Below are 18,321 nucleotides of genomic sequence, written 5' to 3' on the forward strand. Positions count from 1 at the left end.
GTCACTCTTGTCCCCCATGTCCGAATTCAGGGGTGAAGGTACCGGTCAGCGCGCGGCGAGGTCCTGGTGGCGTTCGTAGCGCTCCCACTGCTCAGCGGACACCTGCTTGACCGCCGACGAGTTGAGGGTCGCCACCTCCACCGAGCCGATCACCCACAGCTTGTTCTCGAGCAGCAGCCCGACGACGCCTTCTGGGTTGGCGACCGCGGGCGCACCGGCGGGCACCTGCGCCGCGACCTTCAGCTGGTCGACGCCGACCGGGCGGTCCGGCAGCACGGCGCGGGCGAACTTCTCCGCGACCGAGCGGCGTTCGAACCGCACGACCTTGCCGCCCATGACCACGTCGACCGTGCGTTCCGGTGACGGCAGCGCGAAGCCGTTGAGCGCGCTCGCCTCGTCCGCCGTGGTGCAGCCCTTGAGGCCGACCGCGTCGAGGCCGAAGCGGATGATGTTCGTGGGCGCGTTCCCGGGACCGTCGACCGTGGACCGCAGCACGTCCAGCGCCACCCGGCCGCACGGGTCGGCGCCGTTGACCGGTGCGTGGCCCTGCGGCGTGCGCACCAGGCCGGGGCCCTCGCGCCAGATGCCGGGGATGAGCACCGGCTTGAACGGGTGCCGGGTGAAGTCCTTGTTCCAGAACGTCATGGTCGTGCCGTCGTCGGTGGAGTGCGCGATGGCCCACGTCGAGGCCGCGTCGATCCACATCCAGTCGGCGCTGAACGCCTCGACGACCGACCGGGTGCGCGGCTTGTTCGTCGCCGGCACCGGCTGGAACCCGGACTGGCCGAGCGCCTCGACGCCGGTGGCGAACGTCGGGTCCTTCGACCGCAGCACGTACTGGCCCGCGCCGTTCTGGTGCGAGGCGAGGCCCGTGGTGTCGGTGAACATCAGGTACACCCAGCCGTCGAGGTAGACGGCGGACTGCTGGCCCGCGCCGTAGGTGTTCTCCCGGATCACGTCACCGGCCGGCCCGATGATCGACTGGCCGTTGTTCGCGCGTGACCAGCTCAGGCCGTCCGGGCTGGTGGCGACGCCGACGGAGCTGCCGTTCGCGTGGTTGTCGCGCGCCGCCCCGGTGTAGTACATGTAGTAGGTGCCGCCGATCTTGATCAGCGACGGGTCGCACGTGTGCATGGCGTCGAAGCTGGTGCCGCTGCCGGAGAACACCGGGACCGCGGTGCTCATCGGCCCGTCCAGCGCCCCGCCCTCGCTGTAGAGGACGTCGTCGCCGCCGGGGGGCGCGGCGCTGAGCTGGCTGCACCACCACGCGCGCACCTTGCCGCCTTCGAGCATCACGGCCGGCCCGTAGTTGTACGGCGCGTCACCGGAGCCGGCGATCACGACACCGGGGCTCTGCCGGGCGTTCTCCGTCTTCAGGTCGAGCTGGTTCCTCGCCGGTGGTGCCTTGCGCGTCGCGCCGGTCTGCGTCGGCCTGCCCTCGCTCGTGACCGCCACGGGGTCGCCGGCGGCCGCATCGGTGCACGCGGTGACCGCGCCGAGGAGCGCCAGCGCAGCGAGCAGCGGAAGAGGTCGGCGACTCAGGGGCACGCACCCATCATAGTGATCAAGTCCTCCAGACGGGTGAAGAACCTGGTAGCGGGCTGTTTCCCGCCCGGCCGGTCCACCTGCGGTTAGCGGGTGCGAGGCCGTGTTCCGCGGGCAACGCCGCTGCGCAACACCGTGATCCGGACGGCCTGCGGGACCACCGGGTGCGCAGCGGGGTTAGCCGGGAGCCGCGCCGGTGTGCCAGCGTGGCCCCCATGTCGTTGCCAGAGCCGGTGGTCCGCGCCGACGCGACCGACCACTACGACCGGGTGCTGTCCTGCGGTCTGCTGCCGTCCGATGCGCTTTGCCTCACCGCGGTGCGCGGCCTGTCCGTCGGCGAGGCACTGCGCCGCTTCGACGGCCTCCCCGGCGAACGCAGGGCCGACCTGGGCGAGGTGAACGCGCGCTCCGGTGGCGCTCACCCCGACGAGCTGCCGGTGGTCCTCGCCGACGAGGTGGACGGCTGGGTGCTGCTGGTCGAGGACAACGGGTGGCACGGTGCGGATCGGGAGGTGCTGGAACGCCTGTCCGCCGGCACGGTGGCGGCCTCGGCGTTCTGGAACGTCAACTTCGACAGCACCCTGAGCCTCGCGCACGACGGTGAGCTGCTCGGGGCGTTCGACTTCGTCCTGCGGCAGGAACGGCCCGCCGCGCTCGTGCCGTACCTGGAAGGCCTGGAGTTCGACGACGCGCACCGCATGTGCGCGGAGTCGCTCGCGTTCGTGGAACGGGTGTCGGGCGTGCGGCTCACCGAGCAGTGGGCGGCCGGACCGCACTTCGCGTCCGTGGTCGTCGACCTGCGGCGGTTCCGGCCCAGCGACCCGAGGCAGTGGCTCGACGTCAACGAACCCGGCCTGCTGGCGTGGGCCACCACCGCGCGGGAGGCCGAGGTCCGCGCCGCGGCCGAGGAGGTCGCGCGCACCGCCTGCGCGGCGGCGGGTGTCGAACCCGAGGCCACGGTCGACGACGTGCTGCGGGACCACCGACGGGTCATGGAGCTGCGCTGGGACCGCGCCGCACCACCGGACCCGGACCTCGACCCGGTCGCCCGCCTCCAGGCCGCGGTCCGTCAGCGCGACACCGAACCCGTGGCGGAACGCGAGGTCGAGGCGCGGGCCCACGCACGGGCCGCTGTCGTCGCACTCCGGGCGGACGACCCGCTCGCGGCTCTGGTCGGCGGCCGCTACAACGCCCACCAAGCGGTGCGGTTGCGGCAGCCACGGCCTCGGGTGCCGCCGCAGCACGCCGGCTGACCCCGGACACGCCGGTGCCCCCCGGCCGGAGTCGGCCGGGGGGCACCGGGTGGTGGGAGCGATCAGCCGTTCTCGGGCTGGGTGACACCCTCGTGGACGTCGTAGCGGTCCGCGTTCATGACCTTGTTCCACGCGGCGACGAAGTCGGCGACGAACTTGTCGGCGGCGTCGTCACTGGCGTAGACCTCGGCCACGGCGCGCAGCTCGGAGTTCGAGCCGAACACGAGGTCGTTGCGGGTCGCGGTCCAGCGCACCGCACCGGTGGCGCGCTCACGGCCCTCGAAGTTCTCCTCGTCCTCGGTGACCGACTTCCACTCCGTCTCCATGTCGAGCAGGTTGACGAAGAAGTCGTTGGTCAGCGTCTCCGGCTTGGCGGTGAGCACACCGGCCGTCGAGCCGCCGTGGTTCGCGCCGAGCACGCGCAGGCCGCCGACCAGCACGGTCAGCTCCGGCGCGGAGAGGCCGAGCAGGTTGGCCTTGTCGATCAGCAGGTACTCCGACGGCAGCGGGTTGGCCTTGCTGCCGAAGTTGCGGAAACCGTCGACCTTGGGCTCCAGCACGGCGAACGACTCGGCGTCGGTCTGCTCCTGCGTGGCGTCGGTGCGGCCGGCGAGGAACGGGACCTCGACGTCGCGGCCGGCGGCCTTGGCGGCCTGCTCGATCGCCGCGGCACCGCCGAGGACGATCAGGTCGGCCAGCGAGACCTTCTTGCCGCCGGTCGCGGAGCTGTTGAAGGCCTCCTGCACGCCTTCCAGCGTGCGCAGGACCTGCGCGAGCTGGTCGGGCTCGTTGACCTCCCAGCCGCGCTGCGGCTCGAGGCGGATGCGGGCACCGTTGGCGCCACCGCGCTTGTCGCTCTGGCGGAACGTGGAGGCCGAGGCCCACGCGGTCTTGACCAGCTGCGAGACGGACAGGCCGGTCTCCAGAATCTTCGCCTTGAGCGCGGCGACGTCCTCGGCGGAGATCAGCTCGTGGTCGCGGGCCGGCACGCGGTCCTGCCAGAGCAGCTCCTCCTGCGGCACCTGCGGGCCGAGGTAGCGCTGGATCGGGCCCATGTCGCGGTGGGTCAGCTTGAACCACGCACGCGAGAACGCCTCGGCGAACGCCTCGTGGTCCTCGGCGAACCGGCGCGAGATCGGCTCGTAGACCGGGTCGACCCGCAGCGAGAGGTCCGTGGTCAGCATCATCGGCTGGCGGTTGAGCGTGCCGTCCTCGGGGTCGGGCACGGTGTTGGCGCCCGCGTCGCCCTTCGGCTTCCACTGGTGGGCGCCGGCCGGGGACTTGGTGAGCTCCCACTCGAACTCGAACAGGTTCTTGAAGAACAGGTTCGTCCACTTGGTCGGCTGCTGCGTCCAGGTCACCTCGAGGCCCGAGGTGATGGCGTCGCGGCCCTTGCCGGTGCCGTGCGTGCTGATCCAGCCGAAGCCCTGCGCGTCCATCAGCGAGCCCTCGGGCTCGGCGCCGACGAGCGACGGGTCACCGGCACCGTGCGCCTTGCCGAAGGTGTGGCCACCGGCGATCAGCGCGACGGTCTCCTCGTCGTTCATGCCCATGCGGCCGAACGTCTCGCGGATGTCGCGGGCGGCGGCTAACGGGTCCGGGTTGCTGTTCGGGCCCTCGGGGTTGACGTAGATCAGACCCATCTGGACCGCGGCCAGCGGGGACTCCAGGTCGCGCTCACCGCTGTAGCGGGTGTCGCCGCCGAGCCACTCGGTCTCCGGGCCCCAGTAGACGTCCTCGTCCGGCTCCCACACGTCCGCGCGGCCACCGGCGAAGCCGAAGGTCTGGAAGCCCATGGTCTCCAGCGCGCGGTTGCCCGTGAAGATCATCAGGTCGGCCCACGAGACCCTGCGGCCCCACTTCTTCTTGACCGGCCACAGGATGCGGCGGGCCTTGTCCAGGTTGCCGTTGTCCGGCCAGCTGTTCAGCGGGGCGAAGCGCTGCATGCCCGCGCCCGCGCCACCGCGGCCGTCGTGCGTGCGGTAGGTGCCGGCGCTGTGCCACGCCATGCGGATCATGAACGGGCCGTAGTGGCCGAAGTCGGCCGGCCACCAGTCCTTCGACTCGGTGAGCACGGCGTCGACGTCACGCGCCAGCTCGTCGAGGTCGACGGTCAGGAACTCCTTCGCGTAGTCGAAGTCCCCGCCCATCGGGTTGGCCTGCACGGGGTGCTTGCGCAGGATCCGCAGGTTGAGCTGCTTGGGCCACCAGTCGCGGTTGCCACCGCCCTCGGTGGGATGGCTGCGCCGGCTGTGCGCGACGGGACAGCCGCCGGCCTCCTCCTCGTTCAGCTCGCTCACCTTGGCGTCAGTGCTGTCTGACACAGGAATCCTTCCGGGTGTTCAGGAACTCTTCGCGGCGGTCGTGCACTCGGGGCAGGTGCCCCAGTAGATGACCTCGGCCTCGTCGATGACGAAACCGTGGTCGTCGGACGCGTCCATGCACGGCGCGTGGCCGACGGCGCAGTCGACGTCGGCGATGGCGCCGCAGGAACGGCATACGACGTGGTGGTGGTTGTCCCCGACGCGGGCCTCGTAGCGCGCTACCGATCCCTGCGGCTCGATCCGCCGCAGCAGTCCTGCTCCGGTCAGCGCGCGGAGCACGTCGTACACGGCCTGGTGGGAGACCGCGCCGAGGTTCTGGCGCACGACACCGATGATCGAGTCCGTGTCGGCGTGCGGGTGGGTGTGCACCGCGGACAGCACAGCCATCCGCGGAGCCGTCACCCGCAGTGACGCCCCGCGCAACATGCGCTCGAATTCGGAAGCCGTGGGCACGAACGCCACCCTGCCCGCTTTTCTGGAATGAGTCAAGTTATTGAGTGATGTCAGACAATCGCCGGACGCCCTCGACCAGCGCGTGCTCCGGTGCGCCCCCGTAGGTCAAACGCAGGAAGTTGCCGGGCGGTTCAGCCGCGAACCACGGCCGTCCGGGGAAGACCACCACGTCACGGGCTGCGGCGGCGGTCGTCAGCTCCACGTCGTCGAGCCCCTCCGGCAACCCCACCCACAGGTGCAAGCCGCCCGACGAGGGCGCGACCGTGAAGTCGGGCAGGTGCGTGGCGAGCGCGGTCCGCAGGGCGTCCCGCCTCGACCGCAGCGACTGCTGGAGCGAGCGCAGGTGCCGCCGCCACGCCGGGGACGTCACGAAGTCGATCGCCGCCTCCTGCAACGGTCCCGCGACGTACAGGTCCTGCCGCGACCGGGTGGTCCGCAGCCGCCGCCCGGCCGGTCCGCGCGCGCCGATCGCCGCGACCCGCAGCCCCGGTGCGGCGATCTTGGTCAGCGAGCGGACGTGCACGACGTGGCCGTCGGTGTCCTGCGAGGCCAGTGTGGGCGGCGCCGTGCCGTCGACGGTGAAGCCGCGCGCCCAGTCGTCCTCGACCAGGAACGCCCCGGCCGCGGCCACGATCCGCATGACCTCGGGCCGTCGTTCGGCGGACAGCACGCCGCCGTGCGGGTTCGCGTGCAACGGCTGGCAGTAGAAGAGCTTGGCGCCCGTGTGCGCGAAAGCGGCCTGGAGCAGGTCCGGGCGCACCCCGTCCGCGTCGGCGGGCACCGGCACGACCTTCAGCCCCGCGTCCCTGGCCGCCGCGATCGCACCGAGGTAGGTGGGCGACTCGACGAGCACCGTGTCACCCCGTCCGCCGAGCCCGCGGAACACCGTGGCGAGCGCTTCCTGGGCGCCCGCGCACACCGTCATGTCGCCCGCCCTGAGCTCGCCGCCCGCCTCCCTGGCGAACCAGGCGCGCAGCTCCTCCCTGCCCTCGACCGGCACCCGCCCCCACGCGGCCGGCCGGCGCGCGGCCCTGGTGAGCGCGGCGCCGAGCGCCTCCACGGGTTGCAGGTCCGGGTCGAGGTACCCGCTGGAGAGCTGGATGACCTCGGGCCTCGGCACCGCGACCAGGTTCGCCACCAGGTCCTCGCCCGGCCGTCCCTCGCCCAGCGCCACGGACTGCCACGACAGGTCCTGCCCGCCCGGCCCGCTCGCGCGTGCGGCGACGAAGCTGCCGCGGCCCGGCCGGACCTCGACGAGCCCTTCGGCCGCGACGCGCTGGATGGCCTGCTGCACGGTCGCCGGCGACGCCCGGTGCCGCGCCATCAGCTCGCGCACCGACGGCATCCGGTCGCCCGCGCGCCCTGACCGTGCCGCCGCCCTCAGGTCCTCGATAACGCGCATCGCTGCGTTATCCTCATTCATGAGAGCCAAGAGTAACGTTATCGTGCCTCCGGGGGTAACGCTCGGCGCACTCGCCGTGCTGGGCTTCAGCTACTCGTTGCCCGCGACCCGGCTGGCCGTGCAGGGACTCGACCCGTGGTTCGTCGCGTTCGGCCGTGCCGCCGGTGCCGCCCTGCTCGCGATCGGCTACCTCGCGTTATCGCGTGCGCCGCTGCCGTCGAGGGCGCAGGTGCGCCGTCTCGCCGTGGTCGCCGCCGGCATCGTCGTCGGCTTCCCGCTCTTCACGTCCCTGGCCCTCACCACGCAGACCTCCGCGCACGGCGCCGTCGTCATCGCCGTGCTGCCCATGTCGACCGCGATCTGGGCCGTCCTGCGCGCCCACGAACGCCCACCCGTCGCGTTCTGGCTCTCCAGCGGCGCTGGCCTGCTCGCCGTGCTCGCGTTCCTGGCGGCCGGCGGTGGTTTCTCCGGGTCGTTCGGCACCGCCGACGCGTACCTGCTGATCGCGGTCGTGGTGTGCGGCCTCGGCTACGCGGAAGGCGGCGCGTTGTCCCGCGAGCTCGGCGGCGCCCGCACGATCTGCTGGGCGCTGGTCGTCGCGCTGCCCGTGACCATCCCGGTCGCGGTGTGGACAGCGGACTTCTCCCGTGCCACCGGCACCGTGTGGTTCAACTTCGGTTACGTGACAACGGTTTCGATGTTCCTCGGTTTCGTCGCCTGGTACGCCGCGATGGCCGCGGGCGGTGTCGCGAAGATCGGCCAGCTCCAGCTGGCGCAGCCGGTGCTGTCGCTGGGCTGGGCCGCGCTGGTGCTCGGCGAACCGGTCGGCTGGCCCGCGCTCGTGACCGCCGCGGTGGTGCTCGTGTGCGTGGTGCTGACGCAACGAAGCCGTGTGGTGTCAACGAAGTCCGTGCCGGAGCCGGCCGTGCGCTGACCGCCTGGGTGTCGTACCGCGGCCCTATACTGCACCCCTTCGGCTTTGGGGGTCGGCAGTGGCTACACCGGACGAGTTCCTGGGCATCGCGGGCGCGCTCACCGAGGCGCACCGCTCGCAGGGGCAGCAGTACGACACCTTCCGCGTGCGGGGCAAGGTGTTCGGCTACTACTGGCCGCGCACGCGGACCGCCGGTCTGCGGCAGACGCTGTCCGAGCAGCAGGCGCTGGTCGCCGAACGCCCGGACGTGTTCGAGGTGCAGTTCACCTCGGGCGGCTTCGGCTGGGTCGTGGTGCACCTGGAGGGCGTCGGGGCCGACGAGCTGGCCGAGCTGGTCTTCGAGGCGTGGCGGCTGTCCGCGCCGGAGGAGCTGGTCGCGCAGGTCCCCGACCTCGCGGGCGGTGTCCGCGCGGGCTAGCGGAACAGGATGCGGGTGATCTCCGTGTCGGTGGCGCGGCCCTCGTCGTAGCCGCCCTCGCGGCCGAGGTCGTTCATGATGGCCAGCGTGTACCGCTGGCCGGGGCCGACGAAGCCGACGGAGTTCATCACCCAGCCGCTGTCCTCCTCCGACCAGCCGTTCTTCGCGCCGGAGTCGGGGCCCCAGACGCCCCACTGCTGTTCGGGGCCGACGCCGCGCATCTGCTCGACGAGGTAGGCGCGGTCATCCGGGTTCACCTGGTCGAGGACGTGGTTGACCAGGCGGTCCAGGTCGTCGGCGGTGCACTTCTCAAAGCCCCAGTAGGGGAACGCGCTCGTGTAGCCGCGTTGGGCGACGAGGCCGGTCATGCCGTACCGGGGGAACGCGGCGTTGAAGGTCGTGCCGCTGTAGCGCTTCCACAGCGTGTCGGTCGCGTCGTCGTCGGAGCTGTGCAGCATCGCCGTCATCAGGCGGCGGTCCTCGCTGCTCAGGCGGATCTGGCCGGCGCGGTGGCGTTCGAGCAGGTTCACGGCCATCGCGAGCTTGATGGTCGAGGCCGTCCACACCTCGTCACCGGCGTGGTCGTTGCGCCAGACCACACCTTTCTCACGGTCGCGCAGGACGATGCCGACGGTGCCGGGCCGGGTCTCGGCGTACTGCTGAGCGGCCTGGATGCGCTGCTGGAACGCGCATTCGAAGCCGCTGTCGGGCAGCGGGCACGCCGGGGGCGTGGCCACGAGCGGCGCCGCGGCAGGGGTGTGGGCGGCGCCGGTCGGGGGAGCGGGGAGCGGGGTCTCGGCCGTCACGGCGGCGCCGCAGGCCGTCAGGGCGAGCGCGCACGCAACGAGGATCGGCCGGAGCATGAGCCGCACCCTAGACACCCGGCCAGGTGGCGTCGACCGCCGGACGGCAGACCGTCCGATCTGCGCGTTTTGTGGCTGAACCCGACTTCGAGTCAAAGATGTTTGACACGGTGTCGGGTTCGTTTTACCTTGATGATGTCAGGTTTCTTTGACATCAGGAGCGGGACCGTGGCGGTGGAGGAGAAGCGCGCGTGGGCCATGGGGATCGTCGCCCTGGTCGGGTACGCGGTGTACGTGGTGCTGGTGCTGACAGGTGCCGATGGACGGCCGTTGGCCGAAGCGCCGTACGTCGGCGCGGCGTTGTGGACGATCGGGTCGGGGATCGTCGCCGGCATCGTGGCGGGCATCTGGTTCGGGATCGCGTCCCGGCGCGAGGGCGGGCTCCAGGTCGACGAACGGGACCGGGAGATCGGCCGGTTCGGTGACCACGTGGGCCAGTCGTTCGTGGTCATCGGCGGGATGTCCGCGCTGGTGCTCGCCATGGTGGAAGCGCCGCACTTCTGGATCGCGAACGTGCTGTACCTGGGTTTCGTGCTGTCGGCGGTGCTCGGCTCCGCGGCGAAGCTCGGCGCCTACCGGCAGGGCGTGCTGTGAAGCCCACGAAGGTCACGAACTCCATCCGCGCGCTGCGGTTCGCGCACGGCGAGATGACGCAGGCCGACCTCGCCGCGGCGATCGGCGTGACCCGGCAGACGCTGATCGCCGTCGAGCAGGGGCGGTACTCGCCCTCGCTGGAGGTCGCGTTCCGGATAGCGCGCGTGTTCGGGGTCCCGCTCGAAGAGGTGTTCCAGTACCCGGAGGAGGAGACGACGTGAAAGCCGTTGTGCAGCGAAGATACGGGTCGGCGGTGCTCGGTGACCTGGACGTGCCGGTGCCGGGGCGGGGTGAGGTGCTGCTGGAGGTGCGGGCGGCGGGGGTCGACATGGGCACCTGGCACCTGCTCACCGGCCAGCCCTACCTGGTGCGGGTCATCGGGTTCGGGTTCCGCGGCCCGAAGTCGCCGGTGCCGGGCAGGGACGTGGCCGGTGTGGTCGCGGCGGCCAGCCCCGGCGTGACCGGGTTCGCCGTCGGCGACGAGGTGTTCGGCACCTGCGACGGCGCCTTCGCCGAGTACTCCGTCGCCCCCGTCTCCCGGCTGGCGCGCAAACCGGCGGGGCTCTCGTTCACGGAGGCGGCCGCCCTGCCGATCTCGGGCGGGACCGCGGTGCAGGGCCTGCGCTCGGTCCAGCCGGGCCAGCGGGTCCTGGTGCTGGGCGCCGGCGGCGGCGTCGGGTCGTACGGCGTGCAGATCGCCCGGTCACTCGGCGCGCACGTCACGGGTGTGTGCAGCACGGGCAAGGTGGAGCTGGTGCGCTCGTTGGGCGCGCACGAGGTCGTGGACTACACGGTCGCGGACTTCACCGGAACCTACGACCTGGTGCTGGACTGCGGCGGGCACCGTTCGCTGTCCCGGCTGCGCAAGGCGGTGGGACGGCACGGCACGGTGGTGATCGTCGGTTCCGAGACGGCCGAACCGCTGTTCGGCGGGTTCGACCGGTCGCTGCGGGCCATGGCGCTGAACGCGTTCGTCCCGCAGAAGCTCGTCGCGCTGGCCTCCGCGGAACGCGCCGACGTCTTCGAGGAGCTCCGCGTGCTCGTCGAGGCGGGCCACGTCAGACCGGCCGTCGGCCGCACCTTCCCGTTGGCGGCGGCGGTCGAGGCGATCGAGCACGTCCACTCGCGACGGTCACCCGGCAAGGTCGTCGTCACGATCTGACCGCCGATCCCGCCGGTGGTCACGCGGTGCCGTCGCGCATGCTCACCGCGCGTGCGGCAGCGTGAACGAGTCGACCTGCGGCAGGTCGTGCCCGAGCCGGTCCCGCTTCGCCGTCAGGTACGCGATGTTGTGCGGGTTGGGCGGCATCAGCAGCGGCACGCGGGCGGCGACCTCGATGCCGTTGTCCTCCAGGGCCGCGATCTTGTCGGGGTTGTTGGACATCAGGCGGACGGACCGCACGCGCAGGTGCCGCAGCACGCGGGCGGCGGGGGAGTAGTCGCGGACGTCGACGGGCAGGCCGAGGGAGGTGGCCGAGTCGAGGGTGTCCATGCCGGCGTCTTGCAGCACATGGGTGCGGACCTTTGCCACCAAACCGATTCCGCGGCCTTCGTGGCCACGCAGGTAAACCAGCACGCCGCTGCCCTCGCGGACGATGGTGTTCAGCGCGGCGTCGAGTTGTTCGCCGCACTCGCAGCGCATGGCCCCGAAGATGTCACCGGTCATGCACTCGGAGTGGATGCGGACGAGGACGTTCTCGCGCAGCTTCGTCTTGCCGTAGACGAGTGCCATGTGTTCGTGGCCGTCCGCGCGGAAGGCGATCGCGCGGAAGGTGCCGCGGCGGGTCACCAGGTCGGACTCCGCCACGTCTTCGTCGGTGAAGGCCTGCTCGAACATCTCGGGTCCCCTCGTCACCAGGTTCCTCCCGGGCGGTCAACTACGCTCGGGCCTGACGTCGCACCGTAACCCGGCCGCACAGCGGAGGTCATCCTGTTCAGCATCACCGTCCGCGATCACGTGATGATCGCCCACAGCTTCCGCGGCGAGGTCTTCGGTCCGGCACAACGTCTGCACGGAGCAACGTTCCTGGTGGACGCAACGTTCAAACGGGCTGAGCTCGACGCCGACAACATCGTCGTCGACATCGGACTCGCCACCCAGGAGCTGGGCAAGGTCCTGGCCGCGTTCAACTACCGCAACCTCGACGAAGAACCGCAGTTCGCGGGCATCAACACGTCGACGGAGTGGCTCGCGAAGCACATCGCCGACCAGCTCGCCGACGCCATCGCGGCGGGGGCGCTCGGTGAGGGCGCTCACGGCATCGATGGGATCACCGTCACACTCCACGAGTCGCACGTGGCGTGGGCGAGCTACGAACGTGCACTTCGTACTGCCGGCTGACGTCGCCGATCCGGGCAGTCCCAGCGGCGGCAACGTCTACGACCTCCGGGTCGGCGACGGCCTGCACAAGATTGCCGTCGCTGGTGACTGGCCGCGTCCGCGTGACAGCGGAGCGCTTGAGCAAGCGCTTGCGGGCGTTCCGGACGGGGAGGTGGTCCTCCTCGACGGACTGGTGAGCTGCGGTGTGCCCGAAGTGGTCGTGCCGCACGCACGGCGGCTGCGGCTCGCCGTGCTCGTGCACCTGCCGTTGGCCGATGAGACCGGTCTCGACCCGATGACCGCGCACGACCTGAACGAGCGGGAACGACAGGTCCTGCGCGCCGCCGCAGCTGTCATCGCGACCAGTCCGACGGCGGCGCGTGACATCAAGACCAGGCATGGGCTGGAGCACGTCCACGTCGTCGTCCCGGGCACGGACCCGGCGCCGCCGGCCACCGGCACGGACGGCAAGACGAACCTGCTCTGCGTCGCGTCGATCACACCGCGCAAGGGCCAGGACGTCCTGGTCAGAGCGTTGCAGAGGACGAACCACGACTGGCGGCTGACGTGTGTGGGCCCGCACCGCCCGTTCCTGCACCAGATCCCGCGCGACGACCGCGTCAGCTTCCCCGGACCGCTCACCGGCGAGGCACTGACCAGCGCCTACGTCAACGCCGACCTGTTCGTGCTGGCGAGCAGGAACGAGACCTGGGGCATGGTCGTCACCGAGGCCCTCGCGCACGGCCTGCCGGTCATCGCGAGCGCCGTCCCGGACGCGCTCGGCACCGGCGGGCTGCTCCTCCCGCCGGGAGACGAAAACGCCTTCGCAGCTGCACTGACGCGCTGGTTCGAAGATCACCGGTTCCGCGCGGAGCTCCGGCGCAGGGCGCGGTCCAGAAGGGCTCATCTGTCCACTTGGGACGAATCTGCGCAGGGCCTGCGGAGGGTGCTGGCTAGTCTGCGGCCATGACCTTCGCGCCGGAATGGCTGGCACTGCGGGAAACCGCCGACGCACGCGCACGTTCGACGGAGCTCGTGGACGTGTTCCGCGGAACTCGGGTGAACCGAACCCCGCTGACGATCCGTGACCTGGGGTGTGGAACGGGATCGATGGGCCGGTGGCTCGCCGGGAAGCTCGGCGGCGTGCAGCAGCACTGGGTGCTGCACGACCGCGACCCCCGGCTGCTCGGCCTTGCGCGGGCGAGCATGAACGCCGTCGAGAACGTCACCGCCGAGACGCGGGAGGGCGACCTCACCGCGCTCACCGCCGCCGACCTCGCGGGTGCCGACCTGGTCACCTGCTCCGCGCTGCTCGACCTGCTCACCGCCGCCGAGGTGAACGCTCTGGCCGCGGCCTGCGTAGGAGCACATGTGCCCGCCTTGTTCACGCTCTCGGTGGCCGGCCGGGTCGAGTTCGACCCGGCCGAGCCGCTCGACGCCGCCTTCCAGGACGCGTTCAACGCGCACCAGCGGCGGGTGGTGGACGGGCGCGCGCTGCTCGGGCCGGACGCACCGGCCGCCGCGCAGGAGGCGTTCGCGGCGCTCGGGGCGGCGGTGCGGACGGCGCAGAGCCCGTGGCGCACGCGTGGTGACGCCCTGCAGCGGGAATGGCTCAGGGGCTGGGTCGCTGCGGCGGTCGAGCAGGAACCCGCACTCGCCCCGGCCGCGTCCGAGTACCTGCGCCGCAGGTCGGAGGCCTCCGCGGTGGTCCACCACGTCGACCTGCTGGCCCTACCTGGAGCTGTGTGATGAAACGTTTCTGGCCGTGGCTCCGCCTGCTGGTGGCGGTGGCGATCCTCGTGGGGCTGGGCCTGCGCCTGGGCACCGGGGCGTTCCTCGACGGGCTGCGCGCGATCGACGCGTTCTCCGTCGCCGCAGCCCTCGCGATCGGGTTCGCGACGACGCTGCTCAGCGCGGGTCGCTGGGTGCTCGTCGCGCGCCGCCTCGGCCTGCCGCTGACCGTGCGGACCGCGGTCGGCGACTACTACCGCGCCCAGCTCGTCAACGCCGTGCTGCCCGCGGGCGTGCTCGGCGACGTGCACCGCGCGGTGCACCACGGGCGCGAGTCCGGTGACGTGGGACGGGGCGTGCGCGCCGTGTTCTTCGAACGGTTCGCCGGCCAGTTCGTGCTGATCGGGATCGGGGTCGCGGTGTTCCTCACCCACCCCGCCCCCGGCCTCGGCTTCGCACCGGACGTGACCACGGTCGCCGTCGTGCTCACCGGTCTGGCGGTGCTCGCCGTCCTCGGCTGGCACGTCGGACCGGTCAAGAGGGTGCTGGTCGACACGCTCGCGGACGGCATCCGGCTGCTGTCGCTCAAGACCTGGCCCGCGGTCGTCGTGCTCTCCGCCGGAGCGGTCGCCGGGTACGTCGCGCTGTTCCTCGTCGCCGCTCGCGCCGCCGGGTCGGACGCCACGGTCACGCAGCTCGCGCCGGTCGTGGTCGTCGCGCTGCTGGTGATGGCGATCCCGGTCAACATCGGCGGGTTCGGCCCGCGCGAGGCGTTCCTCGCGGTGGCGTTCGGCGCCGCCGGGCTGGGCGCCCAGCAGGGGTTCACCACCGGCATCGTCTACGGCGTGCTCGCCCTCGTCGCGAGCCTGCCCGGCGCGGTCGTCCTGCTCACCTCACGGCGCAAGACCGTCGGCCAGGTCGAGGTGATGCCGGAACGACTCGACCAGCCCCGCGAGCACCAGCTCGCCCTTGCGCGCTGAGGCCAGTGACGGCCGCCCGACGACACCGGAGGACGTGTACGGCCTCAGACCCAGGGTGAGCATGTGCCGCCGGTCCTCCGCGAGGTGGTCGGCGGACTCGAAGCCGGGACGGACCAGATCGGGGTGGGCGTGCAACAGGATCGAGGTCTCCAGCTCACCCGCGTGCATGTCGCTGTACGCCGAGGTCTCGATGCCCGCCTTCTCCCGCGCGAACGCCCAGTCGTCGCGGCCGGGGAACAGCGCCATCCCGGTCGACTCCTGCACCACGTTCGACAGCACGTAGTTGCCGCCGTGCGCGTTCACCAGCACGAGGTGCTCCACCCCGTTGTGCCGCAACGAGTCCGCGATGTCCGTGACCAGTGACACCAGCGTGCGCGCGGAGATGCTGACGGTCCCCGGCCAGTCGGCGTGCTCCTGCGAGCAGGAGAACTGGACCGGCGCGAGCAGCCGGACGTCGTACGCCTCGGCGATCCTCGACGCGATCGTCCAGGCGATCACCGCGTCCGTGGCCAGCGGCAGGAACGGGCCGTGCTGCTCGGTGCTGCCGACCGGGAGCACGGCCACGCGCTGCCCGCGGACGTCGGCGGTGGTGTCACTGGGGAACATGGCCCCGACCGTAGTCAATCCGGTGGCACAGCGCAGGAATCTCCCCGGCGGCCAGCTTCGGCATGACCTCGGGCAGCTCCTCGAACGCGCTGGAACCCGTGATCAGCGCGTCGAACCGCTCGTCGGCGAGCAGGTCCAGGGCGAGCGCCATGCGCTCGGCGTACGACCGGTCGGGCCGGCCGACCACGCCGACCTGGCTGCTGCGGATCGTGAGCCGCTTCGAGTGGAAGAACTCGCCCAGCGGCACGGCGACGCGCCGGTCGCCGTACCAGCTCAGCTCGATCACCCGGCCCTCCGGTGCGAGCAGGTTCAACGCCGTGGTGAGCCCGGCTTCCGTCGCGCTCGCGTGGAAGACGAGGTCACAGCCGTCGAGAGCGGCGTCCGGCAGCGCGAACCCGACCCCGAGCCGCCGGGCGACCGACTCGCGGCCGGGGTCGGCGTCGACGAGCTCGACCCGCGCGCCGGGGAACGTCGCGAGCACCGCCGCGATGCTCGACCCGACCATGCCACCGCCGACCACCGCGATCCGGTCGCCGATCAACGGGCGTGCGTCCCACACGGCGTTCACGGCCGTCTCCACGGTCCCCGCGAGCACCGCGCGAGCGGCGGGAACGCCGTCCGGCACCGGGGTGACCGCGGATTCCGGGACCACGTAACGGGTCTGGTGTGGATAGAGGCAGAACACCGTCCGCCCGCGCAGGTCCGCCGGTCCGTGTTCGACGACGCCCACGTTGAGGTACCCGTACTTGACCGGCCACGGGAAGTCACCGTCCTGGAAGGGGGCCCGCATCGTGGCGTACTGGTTCTCCGGCACCCCGCCGCGGTGCACGAGCGTCTCCGTGCCCCGGCTGACCCCCGAGAACAGCGTGCGCACCTCGACCTCACCCGGACCCGGTCCGGCCAGCTCGACCGGCCGAACCTCCCCTTTTCCGGACTCATTGAGCCAAAAGGCATCCGCCGTACGTGTCACTCACAACACCTCCGCCGCGCTAGGGGCCACTGATGACCACACTCCAGCACACCCGCACCTCCGCCGCTGTCACGCGGGGGCCCCGCGTTCCCCTCAGGGGCACGCGGGAGTCCTACGTTCCCCTCGAACCGGGGGTGTGGGCGGGGGCGCAGGTCGCGTTGCTGGTGGTCGTGGCGGCGATGGTCGGGCTCGGGCCGCTCGGGTGGGCCGCAGGGTTGGCCTACGGGTTCGCCACCTGGGCGTTCCTCGGCTATGGCGTGCAACGGCACCGCATCGCCTCCCTCGGGCCCGCTGACCGGGTCACGCTGGCGCGCGGCCTGCTGGTCGGCGCGGTCACGGCGCTGGTCGCCGACCGCGCGGGGCAGGACGTGCCGGTCGCGCTGGTCGTGGCGCTGGCGGCGGTCGCGTTGTCGCTGGACTGGGTGGACGGCCAGGTCGCGCGCCGCACGGGCACGTCGACCGCGCTGGGCGCCCGGTTCGACATGGAGGTCGACGCGTTCCTGATCCTGGTGCTGAGCGCGTACGTGGCCGTCCACACGGGTCCGTGGGTGCTCGCGATCGGGCTCATGCGGTACGCGTTCGTCGCCGCGTCGTGGAAGTTCCGTTGGCTCAACGCGCCACTTCCGGCCAGCTACGCGCGCAAGGTCGTGGCGGCGGTGCAGGGCATCGTCCTCGTCGTGGCGGCGTCGGGGCTGCTGCCGTTCGCGGGCGTGCTCGTCGGTCTCGCGCTGGTGTCGCTGGTGTGGTCGTTCGGTCGCGATGTGCTCTGGCTGTGGCACAACGGCGCTGCCGTGGTGGGAGAATCCCGCCATGTCTGAGCAGACCTCCACCGCGGCGAAGGTCGGCAACGTCGTCGTCTGGATCTTGCAGATCGCGCTCGCCGTGCAGTTCTTCCTGAACGGCTACTCGCTGTTCACCGACCAGTTCGTCGCGAAGTTCGACGACATCGGCCTCGGCCAGTGGTTCCGGTACTTCACCGGCGTGCTGGAGATCGCCACCGCGGTCGGTCTGCTGGTCCCGCGCATCTGCGGCCTCGCGGCGCTCGCGCTGGCGGGCATCATGGCCGGCGCCGCGCTGACCGAGGTGTTCCTCGTGACCAACGGCGGCCTCGACGACGCGAAGATGCCGCTCCTGTTCATGGTGTGGGCGCTGGTGATCGCGGTCTACCGCCGCGAGCAGGTCCTCGGCGCGCTCAGCCTCGCGAAGAAGAAGTGACCTTCGGGAAGTAGCGCAGCACGGCGACGTCCCCGACCTTCTCGACGTCCTCCAGGTGGAACCGGCGGGCCGGTCCACCGGGGAACTCGGCGGGGTTCACGAAACGCGGGGCCGTCGCCTGCCCGATCAGCATCGGCGCGACGGCCACCCTGATCTCGTCGGCCAGCCCGGCGCTCAGGAACGCCGTGTGGACGCTCGTGCCGCCCTCGACCATCAGCTTCCGCACACCGCGTTCGCCGAGGTCGTCCAGGATTTCGGGGAGTTCGCCGAAGGTCTTCGTCTCCGCCAGGTGGCCGACCGTGGTGACCGGGGCCTGCGAGTACACCAGGCGCTCCCCGCCGCAGTGCCAGAAGCGCAGCCCGGGGTCCAGCCGGCCGCTCCTGGTCACGGTCACCCGCAACGGGAACTCCGGCTTCCCCCCGGCAACCCTGCGCGCGCGCCGCTCCTCGCTGTAGACGAGCAGCCGCGCGTTGTCGCGCCGCAACGTCTCGGCCCCGACCAGGACCGCGTCCGACTCCGCGCGCATCCGGTCGACGTGGTCGAAGTCCTCGGCGTTGGAAAGCGGGAAGCGCTCGGTGCCGCGGTCGTCGATGTGGCCGTCGAGGCTGACGGCCACGCTGAGCAGAACGTGCGGGCGGGTCACGCATCCGATGCTAGTGCAGTTGAACCGGTCCGGGGTCGCGCCGCGTTTAACCCAGGAGCAGGGAAAGGGG

General features: G+C 71.6%; 21 protein-coding genes. 12 read left to right on the forward strand and 9 right to left on the reverse strand.

Features of this window, described 5'->3' with window-relative positions; translation table 11 throughout:
- Positions 1 to 45: 45 nt before the first annotated feature.
- Complete coding sequence (locus AB0A63_RS32550; RefSeq protein WP_360397982.1) at positions 46 to 1,548, reverse strand: beta-xylosidase; 1,503 nt, start codon at positions 1,546 to 1,548, stop codon at positions 46 to 48.
- 212 nt (positions 1,549 to 1,760) lie between these two features.
- Here AB0A63_RS32550 and AB0A63_RS32555 point away from each other — a divergent pair, with 212 nt between their 5' ends.
- The gene (locus tag AB0A63_RS32555) at positions 1,761 to 2,798 is read left to right on the forward strand and encodes a DUF6461 domain-containing protein (RefSeq protein WP_360397984.1); all 1,038 of its coding nucleotides are present in this window, start codon (positions 1,761 to 1,763) and stop codon (positions 2,796 to 2,798) included.
- Between the two features lie 62 nt (positions 2,799 to 2,860).
- Here the strand turns inward: AB0A63_RS32555 and katG are convergent, their stop codons facing one another.
- The 3 genes from katG to AB0A63_RS32570 are packed head-to-tail and all read right to left on the reverse strand — an operon-like array spanning position 2,861 to position 6,977.
- Positions 2,861 to 5,122 (reverse strand): catalase/peroxidase HPI, encoded by a 2,262-nt coding sequence (katG, locus tag AB0A63_RS32560; protein ID WP_360397986.1) that lies wholly within the window; start codon positions 5,120 to 5,122, stop codon positions 2,861 to 2,863.
- A gap of 18 nt (positions 5,123 to 5,140) precedes the next feature.
- Positions 5,141 to 5,575 carry a Fur family transcriptional regulator gene (locus AB0A63_RS32565; RefSeq protein WP_360397988.1) on the reverse strand — a complete coding sequence of 145 codons (435 nt, stop codon included), beginning with the start codon at positions 5,573 to 5,575 and terminating at the stop codon, positions 5,141 to 5,143.
- Positions 5,576 to 5,612: 37 nt separating this feature from the next.
- Complete coding sequence (locus tag AB0A63_RS32570) at positions 5,613 to 6,977, reverse strand: PLP-dependent aminotransferase family protein (protein WP_360397990.1); 1,365 nt, start codon at positions 6,975 to 6,977, stop codon at positions 5,613 to 5,615.
- 43 nt (positions 6,978 to 7,020) lie between these two features.
- On the opposite strand from AB0A63_RS32570, the gene AB0A63_RS32575 reads away from it, so the two are divergent.
- On the forward strand, positions 7,021 to 7,911 hold the full coding sequence (locus AB0A63_RS32575; RefSeq protein ID WP_360397992.1) for a DMT family transporter: 891 nt from the start codon (positions 7,021 to 7,023) through the stop codon (positions 7,909 to 7,911).
- A 79-nt stretch (positions 7,912 to 7,990) separates the two neighbouring features.
- A complete protein-coding gene (locus AB0A63_RS32580) occupies positions 7,991 to 8,329 on the forward strand; it encodes an MmcQ/YjbR family DNA-binding protein (protein ID WP_360398256.1) in 339 nt (112 codons plus the stop codon).
- Here the strand turns inward: AB0A63_RS32580 and AB0A63_RS32585 are convergent.
- Positions 8,326 to 9,192: a serine hydrolase gene (locus AB0A63_RS32585; protein ID WP_360397994.1), complete on the reverse strand. Its 867-nt coding sequence runs from the start codon at positions 9,190 to 9,192 to the stop codon at positions 8,326 to 8,328. The genes AB0A63_RS32580 and AB0A63_RS32585 overlap by 4 nt on opposite strands.
- A 168-nt stretch (positions 9,193 to 9,360) precedes the next feature.
- On the opposite strand from AB0A63_RS32585, the gene AB0A63_RS32590 reads away from it, so the two are divergent.
- From AB0A63_RS32590 to AB0A63_RS32600, 3 genes are read left to right on the forward strand one after another with little or no spacing between them, the layout of a single operon-like run.
- On the forward strand, positions 9,361 to 9,786 hold the full coding sequence (locus AB0A63_RS32590) for a hypothetical protein (RefSeq protein ID WP_360397996.1): 426 nt from the start codon (positions 9,361 to 9,363) through the stop codon (positions 9,784 to 9,786).
- A complete protein-coding gene (locus AB0A63_RS32595; RefSeq protein WP_360397998.1) occupies positions 9,783 to 10,007 on the forward strand; it encodes a helix-turn-helix transcriptional regulator in 225 nt (74 codons plus the stop codon). The genes AB0A63_RS32590 and AB0A63_RS32595 overlap by 4 nt, the downstream gene beginning before the upstream one ends.
- Positions 10,004 to 10,948, forward strand: a complete 945-nt coding sequence (locus AB0A63_RS32600; protein ID WP_360398000.1) for an NAD(P)-dependent alcohol dehydrogenase — start codon at positions 10,004 to 10,006, stop codon at positions 10,946 to 10,948. Before AB0A63_RS32595 ends, AB0A63_RS32600 begins: the two co-directional genes overlap by 4 nt.
- Positions 10,949 to 10,990: 42 nt before the next feature.
- On the opposite strand, the gene ribA is transcribed toward AB0A63_RS32600, so the two are convergent.
- Positions 10,991 to 11,641 (reverse strand): GTP cyclohydrolase II, encoded by a 651-nt coding sequence (ribA, locus tag AB0A63_RS32605; RefSeq protein ID WP_360398002.1) that lies wholly within the window; start codon positions 11,639 to 11,641, stop codon positions 10,991 to 10,993.
- A gap of 75 nt (positions 11,642 to 11,716) precedes the next feature.
- On the opposite strand from ribA, the gene AB0A63_RS32610 reads away from it, so the two are divergent.
- From AB0A63_RS32610 to AB0A63_RS32625, 4 genes are read left to right on the forward strand one after another with little or no spacing between them, the layout of a single operon-like run.
- Complete coding sequence (locus tag AB0A63_RS32610) at positions 11,717 to 12,127, forward strand: 6-carboxytetrahydropterin synthase (RefSeq protein WP_360398258.1); 411 nt, start codon at positions 11,717 to 11,719, stop codon at positions 12,125 to 12,127.
- Complete coding sequence (locus AB0A63_RS32615) at positions 12,105 to 13,076, forward strand: glycosyltransferase family 4 protein (protein ID WP_360398004.1); 972 nt, start codon at positions 12,105 to 12,107, stop codon at positions 13,074 to 13,076. The genes AB0A63_RS32610 and AB0A63_RS32615 overlap by 23 nt, the downstream gene beginning before the upstream one ends.
- Positions 13,073 to 13,855: a class I SAM-dependent methyltransferase gene (locus tag AB0A63_RS32620; RefSeq protein ID WP_360398006.1), complete on the forward strand. Its 783-nt coding sequence runs from the start codon at positions 13,073 to 13,075 to the stop codon at positions 13,853 to 13,855. Before AB0A63_RS32615 ends, AB0A63_RS32620 begins: the two co-directional genes overlap by 4 nt.
- Positions 13,855 to 14,817, forward strand: a complete 963-nt coding sequence (locus AB0A63_RS32625) for a lysylphosphatidylglycerol synthase transmembrane domain-containing protein (protein ID WP_360398008.1) — start codon at positions 13,855 to 13,857, stop codon at positions 14,815 to 14,817. Before AB0A63_RS32620 ends, AB0A63_RS32625 begins: the two co-directional genes overlap by 1 nt.
- Here AB0A63_RS32625 and AB0A63_RS32630 read toward each other — a convergent pair.
- Together AB0A63_RS32630 and AB0A63_RS32635 are read right to left on the reverse strand one after the other, a co-directional pair.
- Positions 14,731 to 15,423, reverse strand: a complete 693-nt coding sequence (locus tag AB0A63_RS32630; RefSeq protein WP_360398010.1) for a creatininase family protein — start codon at positions 15,421 to 15,423, stop codon at positions 14,731 to 14,733. The genes AB0A63_RS32625 and AB0A63_RS32630 overlap by 87 nt on opposite strands.
- Entirely contained in the window at positions 15,410 to 16,393 is a 984-nt protein-coding gene (locus AB0A63_RS32635) for a zinc-binding alcohol dehydrogenase (RefSeq protein WP_360398012.1), read from the reverse strand. Before AB0A63_RS32635 ends, AB0A63_RS32630 begins: the two co-directional genes overlap by 14 nt.
- 179 nt (positions 16,394 to 16,572) lie before the next feature.
- Here AB0A63_RS32635 and AB0A63_RS32640 point away from each other — a divergent pair, with 179 nt between their 5' ends.
- On the forward strand, positions 16,573 to 17,211 hold the full coding sequence (locus AB0A63_RS32640; RefSeq protein ID WP_360398260.1) for a CDP-alcohol phosphatidyltransferase family protein: 639 nt from the start codon (positions 16,573 to 16,575) through the stop codon (positions 17,209 to 17,211).
- A complete protein-coding gene (locus AB0A63_RS32645; RefSeq protein WP_360398014.1) occupies positions 17,204 to 17,608 on the forward strand; it encodes a DoxX family protein in 405 nt (134 codons plus the stop codon). The genes AB0A63_RS32640 and AB0A63_RS32645 overlap by 8 nt, the downstream gene beginning before the upstream one ends.
- Here AB0A63_RS32645 and AB0A63_RS32650 read toward each other — a convergent pair.
- On the reverse strand, positions 17,586 to 18,251 hold the full coding sequence (locus AB0A63_RS32650; RefSeq protein ID WP_360398016.1) for a dihydrofolate reductase family protein: 666 nt from the start codon (positions 18,249 to 18,251) through the stop codon (positions 17,586 to 17,588). The two genes, AB0A63_RS32645 and AB0A63_RS32650, sit on opposite strands and share 23 nt — an antisense overlap.
- Between the last annotated feature and the right edge of the window lie 70 nt (positions 18,252 to 18,321).

Source organism: Lentzea sp. NPDC042327, assembly GCF_040647275.1.
Lineage (GTDB): Bacteria > Actinomycetota > Actinomycetes > Mycobacteriales > Pseudonocardiaceae > Lentzea.

What these genes read in the sequence shown, in the direction of transcription:
- AB0A63_RS32630 (WP_360398010.1), bottom strand. Translation starts at nt 15,423, where the DNA reads ATGTTCCCCAGTGACACCACCGCCGACGTCCGCGGGCAGCGCGTGGCC.
- AB0A63_RS32570 (WP_360397990.1), bottom strand. Translation starts at nt 6,977, where the DNA reads ATGCGCGTTATCGAGGACCTGAGGGCGGCGGCACGGTCAGGGCGCGCG.
- AB0A63_RS32640 (WP_360398260.1), top strand. Translation starts at nt 16,573, where the DNA reads ATGGTCGGGCTCGGGCCGCTCGGGTGGGCCGCAGGGTTGGCCTACGGG.
- AB0A63_RS32585 (WP_360397994.1), bottom strand. Translation starts at nt 9,192, where the DNA reads ATGCTCCGGCCGATCCTCGTTGCGTGCGCGCTCGCCCTGACGGCCTGC.
- AB0A63_RS32625 (WP_360398008.1), top strand. Translation starts at nt 13,855, where the DNA reads ATGAAACGTTTCTGGCCGTGGCTCCGCCTGCTGGTGGCGGTGGCGATC.
- AB0A63_RS32555 (WP_360397984.1), top strand. Translation starts at nt 1,761, where the DNA reads ATGTCGTTGCCAGAGCCGGTGGTCCGCGCCGACGCGACCGACCACTAC.
- AB0A63_RS32645 (WP_360398014.1), top strand. Translation starts at nt 17,204, where the DNA reads ATGTCTGAGCAGACCTCCACCGCGGCGAAGGTCGGCAACGTCGTCGTC.
- AB0A63_RS32620 (WP_360398006.1), top strand. Translation starts at nt 13,073, where the DNA reads ATGACCTTCGCGCCGGAATGGCTGGCACTGCGGGAAACCGCCGACGCA.